Raw genomic sequence first — 16,016 nt, 5'->3', positions numbered from 1 at the left:
GCATTTTATAAATTCAGACAGATATAAATAATTAACTCACCAAAATTTGGTGAGTTTTTTTTACGTTGAAATTTAACTTTAAAACAAAACTTCCATTTTAAAATAAATTTGTTAGCTTTGTCTAACATTTTTGTTTTAATGAGATTAATCCTGCTTTCTTTTTTTGTTTTATCAAATTTTATTTTTGCTCAGACAGATTCCATCAAAATTGATTCTGCGAAAACTACTGTTGTTGATTCTATTAAGAGATCTAATGAGATTGATGAAGTCACAATCACCCAGTTTTCTGTAAAAAAACTAAACAGTCCTATTTCAACGGATGTTTATTCGCAACAATTTTTCAGAAAGAATCCAACACCCAATGTTTTCGAAGCCATTGCAATGGTAAACGGCGTGAAGCCTCAGCTGAATTGCTCGGTTTGTAATACAGGCGACATTCATATTAATGGTTTGGAAGGCGCTTACACGATGATTTTAATTGACGGAATGCCGATTGTAAGTTCATTGTCTACAGTTTATGGACTGAGCGGAATCCCGAATAGTCTGATCGACAGAATCGAAATTACAAAAGGCCCTGCTTCATCAATTTATGGCTCGGAAGCGATGGGCGGCATCATTAATATCATTACAAAAAATGCCTTGCAAGCACCGAATTTTTCAGCGGATATGATGACCGGAAATCAAGGAGAAATCAATTTAGACATTGCGAAAAAAGTGATTGACAACAAAAATTTTTCGAGTTTATTGAGCTTAAATTATTTCTATTTTGGAAACAGAATTGACCTGAATAAAGATAATTTTACCGACACTGCTTTGCAACACCGAATCTCCATTTTCAACAAATGGAATTTTAAAAGAAAAGAAAACCGATTGGCGAGTTTTGCTTTGAGGTATTTTTATGAGGACAGATTTGGCGGAGAAATGCAGTGGAAAAAGAAAAACCGAGGTTCGGACAATGTTTACGGTGAAAGCATTTATACTAATCGGTTTGAACTTTTTGGGATTTATCAACTGCCGATGAAAGAAAAATTTCTGCTTCAATATTCCTATAATTATCACGATCAAAATTCTTTCTACGGTAACACGCCGTATATGGCGACTCAAAAAGTGTTGTTTCTGCAACTGAATTGGGAAAAGCAATTGAGAAAACATAACCTGAAATCAGGAATCAGTTATAAATCAAATTTCTACGATGACAATACACCTGGAACAGCCAATTTATTAGGAGAAAATCAACCAATGAAATCGCCCATTGCGGGAATTTATGTAGAAGATAAGTGGGAAATCAATGACAAAAACACTTTACTGATCGGCTATCGTTATGATTATCACAAGACTCACAAATCTGTGCATTCGCCACGACTGGCCTGGAAATTTGAGCCCAATCCATACAATACTTTGAGATTGAGTTTCGGGACTGGTTTTCGTGTTGTGAATCTTTTTACAGAAGACCACGCAGCACTCACTGGTTCAAGGGAAGTTGTCATCAAAGAAGATTTGAAACCGGAGAAATCTCTGAACACGAATTTTAGTTATTTGATGAAAATTCCGGTAAACAATTATTTTATCAATGTTGATTTGAATGGATTTTATTCTTATTTCAATAATAAGATCATTGGTGATTTTGATTCGGAGCCGGACAAAATCATTTACAACAATTTATCTGGTCACGCCATTTCCAGAGGAATTTCGGCTGATGTGAGCACGAATTGGACTTTACCATTCCAAATGATGCTTGGTGTAACTTATATGGATGTCTATTCTGTGAACGACAACGAAAAAACACAACAATTGCACGCTCCGAAATGGGGCGGAACTTATAATTTGACTTATCAATTCGAGAATCAATTTTCGCTGGATTTAACCGGGCAATTATACGGACCAATGCGCTTACCGACGGTTCCCAACGATTTCCGACCGGAATATTCGCCGTGGTTCACACTGATGAATATCCAGCTAAGTAAGAAATTTGAAAATGGTTTTGAAATCTATGGTGGAATCAGAAACCTGTTGAATTTTGTTCCAAAAAATCCGATTTTGAGACCGTTTGATCCGTTTGATAAAAATGTAGATGATGTAATAAATAATCCTTATGGTTATACTTTTGATACGACATACGGCTATGCGCCAATGCAGGGAATCCGAAGTTTTATTGGTATTCGGTATCAAATCAGATAGTTAATAAACCACAAAGACACAAAGGAATCACAAAGCTTTGTGTTCGTTGTGATTCCTTTGTGACTTTGTGTTAAGAAAATAAAAGATGAAACTATTAACTTCTTTACTATTAATGACTTTTGGAATTCTTCATTCTCAGGAATTGAAAACTTATTCATTCCAAAATTTACCTGAGAAATTAGAGAAACCAACTTTGATTTATATGAAAACAAGTTGGTGTTCGATTTGTAAAATCCAGATGCACCAGATTGAAAAAGATCCCGAATTGAAAAATCAAATGAATGAAAAAGTTTATTTTGTCATCTTCGATACAGAAAAATCGAAAGAGAAAATTGAATTCTTTGGCAAAACTTACCAGTATATCTCGAATGGAAATGCAGGTATCCACGAATTGGCATTAGAATTGGAAAGAAACAAAAAACCGGTTTATCCAACCTGGATTTTGATTAATTCTGCAGGAAAGGTTTTGTTTTATCAGGAAGGATTGATTGATAATAAGTCGCTGAAAACTATGATAAGAAAAGCCTTTTGATTAATACAAAAGGCTTTGAGTATTTTTAAAGATTAACGCCACCGGAAACTTCAATCCTTTGTGCGTTAATCCATTTCGCATCATCGGTACAAAGAAAAGCAACAACGCCACCAATATCAGACGGGAGTCCAACTCTGCCAAGCGCTGTTGTTCCGGCAATATGCTGATTGATCTGGACATTATCTCTTACAACACCACCTCCGAAATCGGTTTCAATAGCGCCCGGAGCAACAACATTGACGTTGATTCCGCGCTTTCCAAATTCCTGAGCTTCATATCTTGTCAAAACTTCGATAGCGCCTTTCAAAGCACCATAAGCGCCGTAACCTAACATTGAAAACCTCGCTAATCCGGAAGAGATATTAATAATTCCACCACCGTCATTCATTAGTTCAAGAGATTTTTGAGTCAGGAAAAAAGGGGCTTTGAACTGGATATTAACCAAAGCATCAAAATCATTTTCATTCATCTCTGCAATTGGCGCATTGATGCCGATTCCTGCATTGTTTACTAGATAATCAAATCTCTCAATACCGAATTTATCTTTTAAAGCTGTTTTGAGTTGAGAGAAAAAAGAATCAAAATTTCTGGAATCAGAAACGTCTAATTGAATAGCCAAAGCTTTCCGCCCCGTTTTTTCGATTTCAGAAACTACTGCTTCCGCTTCCTCTTTTTTGCTATTATAAGTGATGATAACATCTAATCCTTTTTCTGCAATCCGGAAAGCCATTTCTTTTCCAAGTCCACGGCTTCCGCCTGTTATTAATGCAATTTTGTTTTGTGACATAATGTAAATTTTATACCACAAAGTTAGAATTAAACCGATAAAAAAAATGGTGACTGTTTCAGTTTAAATGGTGACAGTTTCAGATTTTTCCAGATGTGCTTCACGGTATTGTTTCGGCGTCATTCCTGCAAATCGCTTGAAAAACTTAGTAAAGTTGGAAGGATCGTAAGTGAGCATTTTGGCAATTTCTGCGATGCTGATTTTGTTGTCTTCGAGATGTTGCTTGGCGATATCAAGAATTTTATCTTCAACAAAAGAACACGGCGAATTACCCGTGACTAATTTTATGGTATTACTAAGATGTCGCGGATGGATATGCATCAACTCCGCAACATCTCGTATTTCGTAGATGTTTTCGGATTTTCCGGATAAAACATCAGCCAGATTCTGGTCAACAATTTTCAGAAAATCATTAGTGATTTCTTTTTGTCTGGCTAATATTTTTTTAGGAAGTGTTGTCATTATTATTTTGTCAAATCCAAGCCACCGAAATTACCGGAACTCATCATTACAAAAGCACCTTTAGTCTTATCAAGATTCTTCCAATAAGCGTGCAGATCTTCTGCATTGGTAAAGACTTTCAGGTTTTCGTTTTTGAATTTTTCTTTGATCAATTCGGGAGAAATCGGATACATTCTTTTGATTTTCAAAGCATCTTCCGAATAGAAAACGACGGCATTATCTAATCCATCCAAAGCGTGATCATATTGTTCCAGGAAAACCGGGTTAAGACTTGAGTAAGTGTGCAATTCTAAAAAACCAAATGTTTCAGTTTTTGAAAACTGCTCTGCAAAAGCAGCAACTGTCGCCTTCACTTTACTTGGTGCGTGGGCAAAATCTTTATAAAGCAAACCGCCATCTTGTCTCTCTACTTTCTCCAATCTTTTGGAAGCGCCTTTGAAGCTCATAATAGCTTCATAAAATTCTTCTTCCATTATGCCCAACTGAGAACAGATAAATCTTGCGCCTTCCATATTCAGCAGGTTATGTTTGCCGAAAACGGATAACGGAATGTCACCCATATCAGTTTTAAGGTTTACAATGCCGTTGACGATTTCATAATCAGGTGTTTTGTAAGGGATTTTCCGGAAGTAATTTTCGGCAGACTCAACTACTTTTACAACTTCAGCATCTTCTTCGTTGTAAACGAGAACGCCGCCTGGCGTAATACTCGCCACAAACTTTCTAAATTGTTCCACATAGTCATCAAATGTTTTAAACACATTGATGTGATCCCAGGCAATTCCTGAAATCAAAGCGATATTGGGCTGGTATAATAAAAATTTGGAACGCAGATCGATTGGGGAAGACAAATATTCGTCACCTTCTAGGATCATAAAATCATTATCCTCTGTAATCTTAACCATACAATCGAAGCCTTCCAATTGCGCACCAACCATATAATCGATGTCTTTCTGATGAAAGTTCAGAACGTGAAGAATCATTGATGTAATAGTTGTTTTGCCGTGCGAACCACCAATCACAACTCTGGTTTTTTCTTTGGATTGTTCGTAAAGAAACTCCGGATAAGAATAGATTTTCAGTCCCAATTCTTTTGCTTTTGCCAATTCCGGATTATCAGCGTGGGCATGCATCCCGAGAATCACGGCATCAATATCCGAAGTCAGTTTTTCCGGAAACCAGCCCATTTCTTCGGGAAGAATTCCTTTCTTTTCCAGTCGGGATCTAGAAGGTTCAAAAATAGCATCATCGGAACCAGTGACCTGATAGCCTTTATCTTTGAGTGCAATAGCGAGATTATGCATCGCAGAACCGCCAATCGCAATAAAATGGGTTTTCAATTCTAAACAATTTTACACAAAAGTAAGGAGTTTTCTTTGAAAGATGTTAGAAATTAGAAGTGAGAAGTGAGATTTCCTTCATTATTAATAAAATAAAAAAAACCTGACTTATAAAAATCAGGTTTCAAGAATATTTATGATAGAGTGGTTTGGATCTTGGGAGATTTGTGCTCTATTTTGAGCTCTTCACCAGTTAATGTAAAATAGATATTCTGAAGCTGATGAAGATAATTACACTTGATATAATTGCCGAAGAATAAAAATCCTTCCAAAATTTTGTTTGAATCCAAATCAAAATCATAACGGCAACAATTTGGCAAATCGAATCTGATTCTGCTATTGGAGCGATAAGCTTCTTTGAATCCCAATTTTGAAAACCAATCAACCGTGAGTGCAATCGGTTTTAACTTTCTATAATCAATCGCAGTATCTTCATCAATTTTGACCAAGACACTCTCGTTATTATTTTCGACACCCATAATCGGGACAATCGAATCCCCGTACATCAGCAAATTATTAAGTCTAAGTTCTGTGGCTTCCATATCAAAAAAGTATTAGTGATTATAAATTCAGTGTTCCTACCTATAAACAAAAGCTTTGCCAAGATGATAGAAACTTGATAATTAATTTCAATTATTATTGAAGAGTTGATTTTTTGAAATTGCATTTACAGCTCTAGAGTGTATCCATTCTTTCTTCCTCTATTTGTCACTATGACATTATCAATTATTTAACTTTTTAATTTTATTTTAACAATAATGAAAATGAAGAGCTCTGGTGGTATACTCTTTGAATTTGACCTAATCACAAAATGAATTCTTATGAAAAGTACAGAACAACCAGTGTCTATCAGTCAGAAAACTGTTGTCATCACCGGTGCGTCAAGTGGCGTAGGATTGGCGGCTGCGGAAGCTTTTGCCAGGGAAGGCTGCAATGTTGTACTGGCAGCACGCGGAAAAGAAGCCTTGGAAAGCGCAGTTGAAACCTGTCAAAATCTTGGTGCTATAGCTATAGGTGTAGCGACTGACGTTTCGGATTTTAAGGATGTTGAACATCTGGCAGAAGAAGCATTGAAAATCAATGGAACAATCGATTTCTGGGTTAATAATGCCGGTGTAATGGCAACCGGAAGATATGAAGAAACACCGATTGAGGTCATAGACCAGATCATCAAAACCAACCTTTTGGGCTATCTCCACGGTGCTAGAAGTGTTTTACCTATTTTCAAAAAGCAAAAGCACGGTGTTCTTATTAATAACATCTCGATTGGTGGCTGGATGCCGGCTCCTTACGGCACAGCTTATTCTGCTTCCAAATATGGCATCCGTGGAATGACGGAATGCCTTCAGGGCGAAGTTTCGGATGAACCGGATATTCATATTTGTGGATTATATCCAAGTATCCAAAAATCGACAGGCAATATGCATTCGGCAAAATATTCCGGATTGGATTTTAAAATTCCGCCAACAGCTTCTGACCCAAAAAAGTTAGCTGCAGCAATGGTGGAAATGGCAAAAAATCCGCAAAAAAGTAAATTTACAGATTTCTCTTCTCTAGTGATGAAAGGGATGTATAGCCTGATTCCTAAACCACTTATCAATTCGACTTCAGCGGCATTGCGTTTATTAATGAAAGAAGGCAGCGAAGCAGATACCGACGGAAACATTCTGACACCTTCCAAAAATCCAATGAGAATCTATGGTCAAACAATGTTAAGTCCATCGAAGAAACAAAAAAACTTGCTTTTGACAGGCTTGGGCATCGCTGCACTAGTGTTTTTGTCCAGACGACTCAGACCAAAAGCATAGAATCACAAAAACGATATATAGAAGGTGATTGCTTTTGCAATTGCCTTTTTTATTATTTGTTTTTGCTTTTAGATCTTGGTATCCATACAGCGATTGGTTAAGGGAAATTTAGAGTTAAATTAAGGCAATCTCGCAACCAAAAATTCCGGAGATAATTTTAAAATCCAATAGATAATTTTCCATTTCCAGTTCGGTACGATTGTGAAAGAATTGCCAGCATCAACAATGAACTTAGCGACATAATCCGGTTCCATTATCAGATTTTTGTTAAGTTCCAATCCAGAATTGATTTTGGTATTGATATAACCGATAACCAAAACATTCACAGTAATTTTTCTTGAATTTAATTCCTGTCTTAGTCCAGCCAAATATTGTGTAAAAGCTGATTTTGTACTTCCATAAACAAAATTACTTTTACGGCCTCGAACTCCTGAAAGTGACGACAAACCAACAATTCTTTCCAGATTTTTGTTCGACTTATCTGTTGCTATGATATTTAGAATAGAAACTGCTCCAATGTAATTGGTTTTAATCATTTCAAAAGTTCCATCAAAATTCTTCAAAGCCTCCTGATTTTCTACTAAAAATCCAGCTGCATAAACAACGATATTCGGTTTTACAGATAATTCATCATAGAAATTCTGATGCGAAGAAAAGTCAGTTGCATCAAAATATTTAATCTCTATTTTTGATTTATCTAGATGATTTTCATCAGCAAATTTTTCCAGAGATTTTAGATTTCTGGAAGCCGCAATCACAGAATAGCCTTTATTAATGTAAAGTTTGATGGCTTGCTTTGCAACATCCGAATTAGCACCGAGAATCAGAACAGTTTTACTAGAATTCATTTTACAAAAATATAGAATAGAACACTTTAAAATCCTTAATTTTGTAATATGTTTAATGTTTTAGGAAACTTTTTGACGCTCTCTTCCTTTGGCGAAAGTCACGGAGAAGCTTATGGTGGAATTATTACTAATTTTCCCGCTGGTCTTGAAATCGATATTGAGAAAGTTCAGCAAGAACTGGATCGAAGAAAACCAGGACAATCTGCTATTGTTACACAAAGAAAAGAAGGCGATAAAGTTCGATTTTTATCAGGGATTTTTAATGGAAAATCTACAGGAACTCCAATTGGTTTTATCGTAGAAAATGAAAACCAACGTTCCAAAGATTACGATCACATCGCACAGGCTTATCGCCCCAGTCACGCCGATTATACTTACGACCAAAAATTCGGAATCCGGGATTATCGCGGCGGCGGAAAATCTTCTGCACGTGAAACTCTGAATTGGGTTGTTGCAGGCGCTTTAGCCAAACAACTTCTTCCGGAAATTGAAATTAATGCGTATGTTTCTTCAGTTGGAGAAATCTTCTGTGAGAAACCTTATCAGGCTTTGGATTTTTCTAAAACCGAAAGCAATATCGTACGTTGTCCAGATCAGGAAACTGCCGAAAAGATGATTGAAAGAATCAAAGAAATTAAAAAAGAAGGCAACACGATTGGAGGAACGGTGACTTGTGTCATAAAAAATGTTCCAACCGGGTTGGGTGAACCTATTTTCAATAAACTGCACGCTGAATTAGGAAAAGCAATGCTAAATATCAACGCCTGCAAAGGTTTTGAATATGGAAGTGGTTTCTGCGGTGCAAAAATGACAGGAAAGGAACACAACGACCTTTTCAATCAAGATGGAACAACACAATCTAATCTTTCAGGCGGAATCCAAGGTGGAATCTCTAACGGAATGGACATTTATTTCCGAGCAGCTTTCAAACCTGTGGCAACGATTCTTCGTCCGCAAGAAAGCATCAATAAAGATGGAGAATCTGTAACTGTTGAAGGCAAAGGAAGACACGACCCTTGCGTGGTTCCAAGAGCCGTGCCAATTGTAGAAAGTTTGGCTGCTTTTGTTTTGGCAGATATGTATTTAATCAATAAAACCAGAAAAATATAATGGACATCAAACCATATTGGGACAACGCTGTTTCTTACACAGAATATCTTCGTGATGCCGGAGAGAGATTAGGAAATCCGAAAGATACTCAAGAAGCCGACTACGCAGAATATTATCGATTAGGAATCCAAAGAATGAACAGAATGACAGAGAAATATCTTCCTAATTCTGAACAGGTTGAAAAGTTTGCACAAAAAAACTTCCGGGGAAAAATATTGATTATTTCTGAGTCTTGGTGCGGCGACGCCAGTCAGGTGATTCCTGTTGTTGTGAAGTTTTTTGAACAGTTTGAAGTTAGAATTACTTATCGAGACCAAGAACCAAGTTTGATTGACAGCTATTTAACCAATGGCGGAAAATCAATTCCGATTGTTATTTTTCTGGATGAAGAATTCAACGAAATCGCTCATTGGGGGCCGAGACCAAAGCACGGCACTGAACTTTTGAATAAACATAAAGCAAATCCTGAAGAATTCACGAAAGACCAATTCTACGTGGAACTGCAGACTTATTATGCTAAAAACAGAGGCTTCGATACGATAGAGGAACTTCTGGAATTGTTATAATGTTCTACTGATGACGAATCTGCGTAAGGGATAGAAACGGATATCCTTTTGCTTGTCTTGCAAGACAAGCAAAAGATAGTAGTGGATAGCCCGACCCGAGCGGCTGGATGATAAGCGTTGGCGAGGGATACGCCCCAATTTTTAAATTATTTGATATGAATTTTCTGAGAAAAAATCTAATCTATATTGTACTGGTTGTTGTTTTGTCGGCTTTTGCGTTAATAAAACCGCTTCGTGATTTTGTATCGGAACAGATTGCGATGAGTCCGACAGTTGCAAAAATCAATGATGAGACAACACTTTCCGACGATGTTCTCAACATCGATTTGAAAGGCATCAATACAAGTAGTACCAATCTGAAAAATCTGCGCGGAAAAGTGCTTTTCCTTAATTTTTGGGGAACATGGTGTCCACCTTGCAGAACTGAATGGCCGACGATTGAGAAACTTTATCACCTGAGAAAAGATAAGTTGGAATTTGCTCTCATTGCGATGCAGGATCAAGAGGAAGATGTGAAAAAATTCCTGAAAGAAAATAATTATACGGCTCCTGTTTATATCGCTGAAAGTCCATTGGATCCGAAAGTTTTGCCTGTTGCTTTTCCTACAACTTATCTGATTGGGAAAGACGGAAGAATCCTGAAAAAAGAAGATAGTTCTATGGATTGGAGCAAGGATTCTGTTCTTGAGTTTATTGATCAAGTGACGAAATGATGATTTGGTAATTTGTTAAATCGTTGATTTGATGATAAAAAGAATCGCCCGAAATCTTCGATTTCGGGCGATTTATATTTAGAATAATGATTGAAATTATTTCTTCTTTTCTACTCCAAAAGTTTCCGGGAATCTGGCCATTGTAAAATCTCTGGAGATTGCTGCTTTTTCAAACTTCAATTTTCCGCTTAATGTTTCTAAAACTACGCCATCTTCATTAATAGAGAAGATTGTTCCGTGCATTCCAGAAGTTGTAACCACTTTGGCGCCCGGCTTCAAAGCTTCCTGAAATGTTTTTTCCTGTTTTTGTTTTTTCATCTGTGGACGGATCATCAGAAAATAAAATCCGACGAACATCAATCCAATCATCAACAACGTTGGCGTCATCGATTGTGCTGGAGCTGCTTGTAAAAATATTGTCAACATATATTATGGAATAACGTTACCTGAGAATGTTAATTTAACCGGTGCTTTTTCAACGTTTAAGAAAACGTCAGCTGCTTTGTAGATTGCCCCATCAAAGTTAGAAGAATCAAAATGTAAAGTGATTTTACCTTTTTGTCCCGGCAAGATTGGTTCTTTTGTATAATCTGGAACTGTACATCCACAACCAGGCTTAACATTAGAGATAATCAACGGATTGGTTCCAGTGTTGGTTACTTCGTAAACGTGTTCTTTTTTCTCACCTTTTTTGATGTCACCAAAGTTATGGTCAGTTTCACTGAATGCAATAGTTGTCAGTGGTTTGCTCTGTGCCTCTTTTACTAACGCTGCATCATCCGGATGTGCAGACTCTTGAGATAGCGCTTCCACAACTGTTGTTGCCTGAGCAGAATCTTTATTTTCAACAGAAGTTGTCTCTTCTTTTTTGTTACAAGAAAAAGCAAGAGTGCAAAGTGCGGCTACTGCTAATATTTTGATTGATTTCATAATACTAAAAATATATTTTGATTAAATTCGATTTAAATCTTTTGTGTATTTGTCAAGAATCCCATTAATAAAAACATTGGACTTGTCTGTTCCGTACACTTTGGAAACATCAATATATTCATTAATGATAATTCTTGAAGCTGTCAATGGGAAACTGTCCAATTCCGTAATTGCCGCAACCAAAATAATTCTGTCAATTAAAGAAATCCTTTCCAGATCCCAGTTTAATAGTTTCGACTCCAATTTTTTTTCGGTTTCGTCCCAGTTATTAAGCGCCTGTCTCACCAGTTTTCTTGCAAAATCTTCATCTTCATCATCTTTCAGCATTTTGATTAATGTGTGAGAAGCTTCTGATTCCTTCATAAAACCAATCGTTTTCTGAATCATTGAATTGGCAATATGGAAGTCATCCGCCCAAGACATCTCTTTCTCTTCAAATCTGTCATGCAGATCTGTATTTTCCGCAACATATCTCAAAAATAATTTACCAATAAATTTTTGGTCATCTTCGAAAGAAATTTCGCTATCAGCCATATAATCCTGATAACGTTTTCCAGCTTTGATTCTTTGAAAAGTTTTTACCAAAATTTCATCATTCGGATCCCAGATCAATTCTTTGTGTTTCTCAGAAAAGCTTCTTCTCTCTTCATTATCTTCTATCTGAGCGAGAATTTGGTTTCTGATAAATTTTTGATTAGGATTTTCATCTTCATCCGTTTTGAGAAATTTGTTTTTTCCGATTTCGATCTGATCTTCTGCTAAACGCTTCAGACCTACCAGAAAATTAAGTTCGTAAATATAAAGATGATAGATTTTGTTGATTTCTGAGAACATATTTTTCTCCAGAACATCATACTTGATGGGGTTTTGATAATAAGAATAGAGCGTTTCTATAACTTTTTCGCGGATTTGTCTTCTTCCCAGCATTTTCAAAGAACTTTTAATGGGTGCAAAGATAGGGAAAAATGTCGCAATGTCATAATTGAAAACCAATTATACTTGAACTATCTGGTGTCCGAATCGTACGAGTCGAGCTTCGCGTAATCTTAAAACTAATTAATAGTCTTTTTGAGAATCTATGGTTTCTAACTGCTTCAGATTCTTAGAAAGTCGTTTCAATATAATTCCGTAGGCGATTTTGTAATAGAGCAGAACCAGAACTATACATACCAACAAACTTACAATCACCGCAATGATTAAACTCCAAAATGTGGGATTGTCAATCTCAATATTTTGCTTTTTTATGGTGAAAACTATAAATGCAGTAGAACTTCCTATAAATAAAAACAGCAACAATATATTACTGAAAATAAACAGATTAACTGCTCTCTTAAATTTGATAATGTGAATAATGAATTTTTTGAGATTCGCTTCTATATTGATTTTTTTATAATTGGAATAAAAAATAACAACAAAGACGCCGGTTATCACAAGACTAGCAACCTTCATTACATTATAAATTTTGTCCAAAGAAAACTCTACCTCATTTTGATTTCTGATTTGCAGTTTGTTAAGAATATTGGTAAAATCTGTATGGAAGCTGTTGGAGAACAAGGCTATAAAATTGATGATCCCGAATATTACAAATTCTGCAACACTGATCCACAGAATGTATTTCACATAATTTCTGGATTTTTTGTTCAGCATCACTTCGATTTCCTCCTGATTATAATCATCAGAAATCACCTGGTCTTGCCAAGATTTTTTCAGAGAATCTATATCAAAGTCTTGATTAGGCATGCTTTATCATTAATTCTTTTAATGTTTTTTTTAATCGGTTCATTTTCACCCTTGCATTCACTTCTGTGATACCAAGCGTTTCCGCAATTTCTTTATAAGGTTCATCATCCAGATACATCATTACAATAGCCCGCTCTACATCTGGCAGCATTTTGATCACTTTATACAACAAAGAGATCTGCTGTTGCTTTTCGTCCGAATCTTCTAAATAGTTTTTGCTGTGAAAATCCTGCAATTCATCTGTCTGTGGCTGCTTTGTCTTTTTTCTGAACAAAGTGATAGCTGTATTTAGCGCCACACGATACATCCAAGTGGATATCTTCGAATTGCCCTGGAATGAGTCGTAAGATTTCCAGAGTTGTAACACAATCTCCTGAAAAAGATCCTCCTGATCTTCCAAAGAATGGGTATAAAGACGCGAGACTTTTATGATAAGTCCCTGATTATCTTTAATTAACTTAGAAAATTCTTTCTGTTTGTTTTCCATTCCGGAGACGAAGATAAGAATTTATTCGTTTGGGAGATATTTATTGAGATTTAAATTATTTTGTTAAACAAATGTTAATTTAATTATATATTATTGATTATATTTGACTTATGATTAACAATAAAGTTGCCAATTTCTTTTTTCTTTTCATTATGATTATGAGTTGTACCAATCAATCAATTGTACGGTCAGATCCGGAAATGGATAAAAGGAATGAAAAACCACAACCTAAAATGGTTTACCTTTTCTTTGAAGGAGAAAAAACGGCTGACGGGAAAGAGATCATAACATTAGTCGATAAAAAAGTATCTGATGGATTTTTTAAAAATGAAGAATTTGGAACAGCAAAAGACATCACCAATACATTTTATAAAATAATCCTTTTCGACAGGAATAATCAGGTTTATAAAACCGCTAAAATTGATAATCCTTTCTCACCGGTCTTTGAGTCTTATGGACAAGAATCTATGGAAAAACAAATTGGACAACTTAATAAAGCTGAGTTTTTTTACCGTTACAATGACTATGGCAATATCTCAAAACTGGAAATCCATAAGTCAGAAAATGATCGCTCTACCCTACTTTTCACTCTAAAACTATAATTATGAAAAATTTCTACTTATTATGCTTTCTAATCTTCAATTTATCGTACAGCCAGATATTTGATTTGGTTCCTTTATTAGAAAACGGCACAAAGGACAAAAGAATCAATCTGGTAATCTTAGGAGATGGCTATACAGCTAGTGAGCAGGCTGACTTTATGCAAGATGCAACTTTTGTTTCGAATTATTTAATGAATAAACCGCCTTATTCCAACTATAAAAATTATTTTAATGTCTACGCCCTGAAAGTGATTTCCCAAGAAAGTGGTGTAAAACATCCTGGAACTGCTTCCGACGTTACAGAACCTGTTATTCCCGTCTCAAACCCAACCAATTATTTTAATACTTCTTATGATACCTCCGGAACGCATCGCTGCATCTACGGAAACACGACTAAAGTGACTCAAACTTTGGCCGCAAACATTCCTGAATTTGACATTGCTCTAATTTTAGGAAATAATACCGAATATGGTGGTTGTGGTGGAACTTACGCTTTTCTTTCCAGAAATGATCAAGCTCCTGATGTAGCTTATCACGAGTTAGGGCATTCATTCGGCAAATTAGCAGATGAATATTGGTTCTCCGGCTCCGGCGAGTCTCCGAACAAAACAAAAACATCAGACCCGGAAACGGTTCGTTGGAAAAACTGGCTCAATACAGGAAATATCGGAATCTATCAATTTACAGAGAATACAGCTTGGTATCGTCCACATCAAAATTGTGAAATGCGCTACCTGAATAGACAATTTTGTAATGTCTGCAGAGAAACATTAATCGAAAAAATACATACCGTAAAAAATCCTATCGATAGCTTCACACCGTCTAATTCTGCTACAATTAATACAAATTCTAATGTTGATTTATCTGTAAACTTAATTTTACCAGTTCCTAATACTTTAAAATCTGAATGGAAAATCAATGGGACTACTTTTCAAAATGATACCAACAATATTACAATTCAACCAAGTCAATTGAATATAGGAAATAATACGGTTCTCTTCAGTGTTTATGATAATACAACAATGGTAAGAACGAACAATCATAGTACAATACATCTTTCTACAATTTCCTGGACTATTAATAAAACTGAGTTAGGTATTTCAGATTTAAGGTCAAAACAATATGATTTTACTTTATATCCAAATCCTGCGGAAGATTTCATTATTATAGAAAGCAAATCTGGCTTTACAGAGAAAACAGAAGTGAGAATAACTGACAATTCTGGTAAGCTTATCAAAAAGCAAACTATCGATTTGAACAAACGAGAAAAAATAGATGTTTCAAAATTAACTTCTCAAATTTATTTCATTAATGTATATAATAAGGGTGAAATGATATTATCTAGAAAAATGATCAAGAATTAAAAAGTTATTAATTATTTTTGCAAGTGAGAAGCGTGGCTTGTTGATTCAAATTTCAATTTGGGTAGGAAAGTCCGGACACCGTAGGGCAGCATAGCGGATAACATCCGTCATTCGAGAGAATAGGACAAGTGCAACAGAAAGTATGTACAGTTCGGCTGTAGTGAAACCAGGTAAACTCTATGCGGTGCAATGCTAAGTATATCATCAGTAAAGGGCGGCCCGTCCGTTGATGAGGGGTAAGCAGCTCAAGTTTTGTAGTAATGTAAAACTTAGATAAATAACAAGCTTTAACAGAATCCGGCTTATAGCGCTTCTCTTTTCTTTGATTTAATTCACTACCATTAGAATTAATTTTTAAACTATTCTCCATTACTTCTAAATGTTTTCTATTAATAAAATTAGAATTTAAACTCATTAGTTCTAATTACATTCTGATAACTTTATTATTTATAAGATTGATTAAAGTTTATAGTAAATAACAAGTTAGTTTATAAATAAAATGCAAAGAGTAGGTAATGAATAAAAAGATCGTTTTTAGGATTCCAAATA

General features: G+C 35.6%; 18 protein-coding genes and 1 other RNA gene. 9 read left to right on the top strand and 10 right to left on the bottom strand.

What is annotated here, in order from left to right; translation table 11 throughout:
* Positions 1 to 138 precede the first annotated feature (138 nt).
* Positions 139 to 2,178: a TonB-dependent receptor plug domain-containing protein gene (locus BXY58_RS07725; RefSeq protein ID WP_120213293.1), complete on the top strand. Its 2,040-nt coding sequence runs from the start codon at positions 139 to 141 to the stop codon at positions 2,176 to 2,178.
* Between the two features lie 85 nt (positions 2,179 to 2,263).
* The gene (locus BXY58_RS07720; RefSeq protein WP_120213292.1) at positions 2,264 to 2,710 is read left to right on the top strand and encodes a thioredoxin domain-containing protein; all 447 of its coding nucleotides are present in this window, start codon (positions 2,264 to 2,266) and stop codon (positions 2,708 to 2,710) included.
* 25 nt (positions 2,711 to 2,735) lie between these two features.
* On the opposite strand, the gene BXY58_RS07715 is transcribed toward BXY58_RS07720, so the two are convergent.
* The 4 genes from BXY58_RS07715 to BXY58_RS07700 form a co-directional block, all read right to left on the bottom strand.
* Positions 2,736 to 3,497: an SDR family NAD(P)-dependent oxidoreductase gene (locus tag BXY58_RS07715; RefSeq protein WP_120213291.1), complete on the bottom strand. Its 762-nt coding sequence runs from the start codon at positions 3,495 to 3,497 to the stop codon at positions 2,736 to 2,738.
* A gap of 63 nt (positions 3,498 to 3,560) precedes the next feature.
* The gene (locus tag BXY58_RS07710; protein WP_120213290.1) at positions 3,561 to 3,959 is read right to left on the bottom strand and encodes a helix-turn-helix domain-containing protein; all 399 of its coding nucleotides are present in this window, start codon (positions 3,957 to 3,959) and stop codon (positions 3,561 to 3,563) included.
* A gap of 2 nt (positions 3,960 to 3,961) precedes the next feature.
* On the bottom strand, positions 3,962 to 5,299 hold the full coding sequence (locus BXY58_RS07705; RefSeq protein ID WP_120213289.1) for a UDP-N-acetylmuramate--L-alanine ligase: 1,338 nt from the start codon (positions 5,297 to 5,299) through the stop codon (positions 3,962 to 3,964).
* Between the two features lie 134 nt (positions 5,300 to 5,433).
* Positions 5,434 to 5,841, bottom strand: coding sequence for a hypothetical protein (locus BXY58_RS07700; RefSeq protein WP_120213288.1), 408 nt, complete (start codon positions 5,839 to 5,841; stop codon positions 5,434 to 5,436).
* A gap of 279 nt (positions 5,842 to 6,120) precedes the next feature.
* On the opposite strand from BXY58_RS07700, the gene BXY58_RS07695 reads away from it, so the two are divergent.
* Positions 6,121 to 7,107, top strand: coding sequence for an SDR family oxidoreductase (locus BXY58_RS07695; RefSeq protein ID WP_120213287.1), 987 nt, complete (start codon positions 6,121 to 6,123; stop codon positions 7,105 to 7,107).
* A 119-nt stretch (positions 7,108 to 7,226) separates the two neighbouring features.
* Here the strand turns inward: BXY58_RS07695 and BXY58_RS07690 are convergent, their stop codons facing one another.
* On the bottom strand, positions 7,227 to 7,955 hold the full coding sequence (locus BXY58_RS07690) for an SDR family NAD(P)-dependent oxidoreductase (protein WP_120213286.1): 729 nt from the start codon (positions 7,953 to 7,955) through the stop codon (positions 7,227 to 7,229).
* Between the two features lie 48 nt (positions 7,956 to 8,003).
* Between BXY58_RS07690 and aroC the strand changes: the two genes are divergently transcribed.
* From aroC to BXY58_RS07675, 3 genes are all read left to right on the top strand, one after another.
* The gene (gene aroC, locus BXY58_RS07685; protein ID WP_120213285.1) at positions 8,004 to 9,065 is read left to right on the top strand and encodes a chorismate synthase; all 1,062 of its coding nucleotides are present in this window, start codon (positions 8,004 to 8,006) and stop codon (positions 9,063 to 9,065) included.
* On the top strand, positions 9,065 to 9,631 hold the full coding sequence (locus tag BXY58_RS07680; RefSeq protein WP_120213284.1) for a thioredoxin family protein: 567 nt from the start codon (positions 9,065 to 9,067) through the stop codon (positions 9,629 to 9,631). Before aroC ends, BXY58_RS07680 begins: the two co-directional genes overlap by 1 nt.
* Positions 9,632 to 9,786: 155 nt before the next feature.
* Complete coding sequence (locus BXY58_RS07675) at positions 9,787 to 10,344, top strand: TlpA family protein disulfide reductase (protein WP_120213283.1); 558 nt, start codon at positions 9,787 to 9,789, stop codon at positions 10,342 to 10,344.
* 96 nt (positions 10,345 to 10,440) lie between these two features.
* On the opposite strand, the gene yajC is transcribed toward BXY58_RS07675, so the two are convergent.
* The 5 genes from yajC to BXY58_RS07650 all read right to left on the bottom strand — a co-directional run bounded on the left by yajC (position 10,441) and on the right by BXY58_RS07650 (position 13,501).
* Positions 10,441 to 10,770, bottom strand: coding sequence for a preprotein translocase subunit YajC (gene yajC / locus BXY58_RS07670; RefSeq protein WP_120213282.1), 330 nt, complete (start codon positions 10,768 to 10,770; stop codon positions 10,441 to 10,443).
* Positions 10,771 to 10,773: 3 nt separating this feature from the next.
* On the bottom strand, positions 10,774 to 11,274 hold the full coding sequence (locus BXY58_RS07665) for a DUF1573 domain-containing protein (RefSeq protein ID WP_120213281.1): 501 nt from the start codon (positions 11,272 to 11,274) through the stop codon (positions 10,774 to 10,776).
* A gap of 21 nt (positions 11,275 to 11,295) precedes the next feature.
* Positions 11,296 to 12,201, bottom strand: a complete 906-nt coding sequence (locus BXY58_RS07660) for a transcription antitermination protein NusB (protein ID WP_120213280.1) — start codon at positions 12,199 to 12,201, stop codon at positions 11,296 to 11,298.
* Positions 12,202 to 12,330: 129 nt separating this feature from the next.
* Complete coding sequence (locus BXY58_RS07655; protein ID WP_120213279.1) at positions 12,331 to 13,014, bottom strand: beta-carotene 15,15'-monooxygenase; 684 nt, start codon at positions 13,012 to 13,014, stop codon at positions 12,331 to 12,333.
* Entirely contained in the window at positions 13,007 to 13,501 is a 495-nt protein-coding gene (locus BXY58_RS07650; RefSeq protein WP_120213278.1) for an RNA polymerase sigma factor, read from the bottom strand. Before BXY58_RS07650 ends, BXY58_RS07655 begins: the two co-directional genes overlap by 8 nt.
* A gap of 110 nt (positions 13,502 to 13,611) precedes the next feature.
* Between BXY58_RS07650 and BXY58_RS07645 the strand changes: the two genes are divergently transcribed.
* From BXY58_RS07645 to rnpB, 3 genes are all read left to right on the top strand, one after another.
* Positions 13,612 to 14,103 carry a hypothetical protein gene (locus BXY58_RS07645; protein WP_120213277.1) on the top strand — a complete coding sequence of 164 codons (492 nt, stop codon included), beginning with the start codon at positions 13,612 to 13,614 and terminating at the stop codon, positions 14,101 to 14,103.
* A 2-nt stretch (positions 14,104 to 14,105) separates the two neighbouring features.
* Positions 14,106 to 15,467, top strand: a complete 1,362-nt coding sequence (locus tag BXY58_RS07640) for a T9SS type A sorting domain-containing protein (RefSeq protein ID WP_120213276.1) — start codon at positions 14,106 to 14,108, stop codon at positions 15,465 to 15,467.
* Between the two features lie 24 nt (positions 15,468 to 15,491).
* Positions 15,492 to 15,788: RNase P RNA component class A (rnpB, locus tag BXY58_RS07635), an RNA gene on the top strand.
* The last annotated feature ends 228 nt before the right edge of the window (positions 15,789 to 16,016 follow it).

Origin of the sequence: Epilithonimonas arachidiradicis (assembly GCF_003610695.1) — a bacterium.
GTDB lineage: Bacteria > Bacteroidota > Bacteroidia > Flavobacteriales > Weeksellaceae > Epilithonimonas > Epilithonimonas arachidiradicis.
Note: the sequence above shows the minus strand (reverse complement) of the source record. Positions and strands in the feature narration are given on the sequence as shown.

What these genes read in the sequence shown, in the direction of transcription:
- BXY58_RS07725 (WP_120213293.1), top strand. Translation starts at nt 139, where the DNA reads ATGAGATTAATCCTGCTTTCTTTTTTTGTTTTATCAAATTTTATTTTT.
- BXY58_RS07720 (WP_120213292.1), top strand. Translation starts at nt 2,264, where the DNA reads ATGAAACTATTAACTTCTTTACTATTAATGACTTTTGGAATTCTTCAT.
- BXY58_RS07715 (WP_120213291.1), bottom strand. Translation starts at nt 3,497, where the DNA reads ATGTCACAAAACAAAATTGCATTAATAACAGGCGGAAGCCGTGGACTT.
- BXY58_RS07710 (WP_120213290.1), bottom strand. Translation starts at nt 3,959, where the DNA reads ATGACAACACTTCCTAAAAAAATATTAGCCAGACAAAAAGAAATCACT.
- BXY58_RS07700 (WP_120213288.1), bottom strand. Translation starts at nt 5,841, where the DNA reads ATGGAAGCCACAGAACTTAGACTTAATAATTTGCTGATGTACGGGGAT.
- BXY58_RS07695 (WP_120213287.1), top strand. Translation starts at nt 6,121, where the DNA reads ATGAAAAGTACAGAACAACCAGTGTCTATCAGTCAGAAAACTGTTGTC.
- BXY58_RS07690 (WP_120213286.1), bottom strand. Translation starts at nt 7,955, where the DNA reads ATGAATTCTAGTAAAACTGTTCTGATTCTCGGTGCTAATTCGGATGTT.
- aroC (WP_120213285.1), top strand. Translation starts at nt 8,004, where the DNA reads ATGTTTAATGTTTTAGGAAACTTTTTGACGCTCTCTTCCTTTGGCGAA.
- BXY58_RS07680 (WP_120213284.1), top strand. Translation starts at nt 9,065, where the DNA reads ATGGACATCAAACCATATTGGGACAACGCTGTTTCTTACACAGAATAT.
- BXY58_RS07675 (WP_120213283.1), top strand. Translation starts at nt 9,787, where the DNA reads ATGAATTTTCTGAGAAAAAATCTAATCTATATTGTACTGGTTGTTGTT.
- yajC (WP_120213282.1), bottom strand. Translation starts at nt 10,770, where the DNA reads ATGTTGACAATATTTTTACAAGCAGCTCCAGCACAATCGATGACGCCA.
- BXY58_RS07665 (WP_120213281.1), bottom strand. Translation starts at nt 11,274, where the DNA reads ATGAAATCAATCAAAATATTAGCAGTAGCCGCACTTTGCACTCTTGCT.
- BXY58_RS07660 (WP_120213280.1), bottom strand. Translation starts at nt 12,201, where the DNA reads ATGCTGGGAAGAAGACAAATCCGCGAAAAAGTTATAGAAACGCTCTAT.
- BXY58_RS07655 (WP_120213279.1), bottom strand. Translation starts at nt 13,014, where the DNA reads ATGCCTAATCAAGACTTTGATATAGATTCTCTGAAAAAATCTTGGCAA.
- BXY58_RS07650 (WP_120213278.1), bottom strand. Translation starts at nt 13,501, where the DNA reads ATGGAAAACAAACAGAAAGAATTTTCTAAGTTAATTAAAGATAATCAG.
- BXY58_RS07645 (WP_120213277.1), top strand. Translation starts at nt 13,612, where the DNA reads ATGATTAACAATAAAGTTGCCAATTTCTTTTTTCTTTTCATTATGATT.
- BXY58_RS07640 (WP_120213276.1), top strand. Translation starts at nt 14,106, where the DNA reads ATGAAAAATTTCTACTTATTATGCTTTCTAATCTTCAATTTATCGTAC.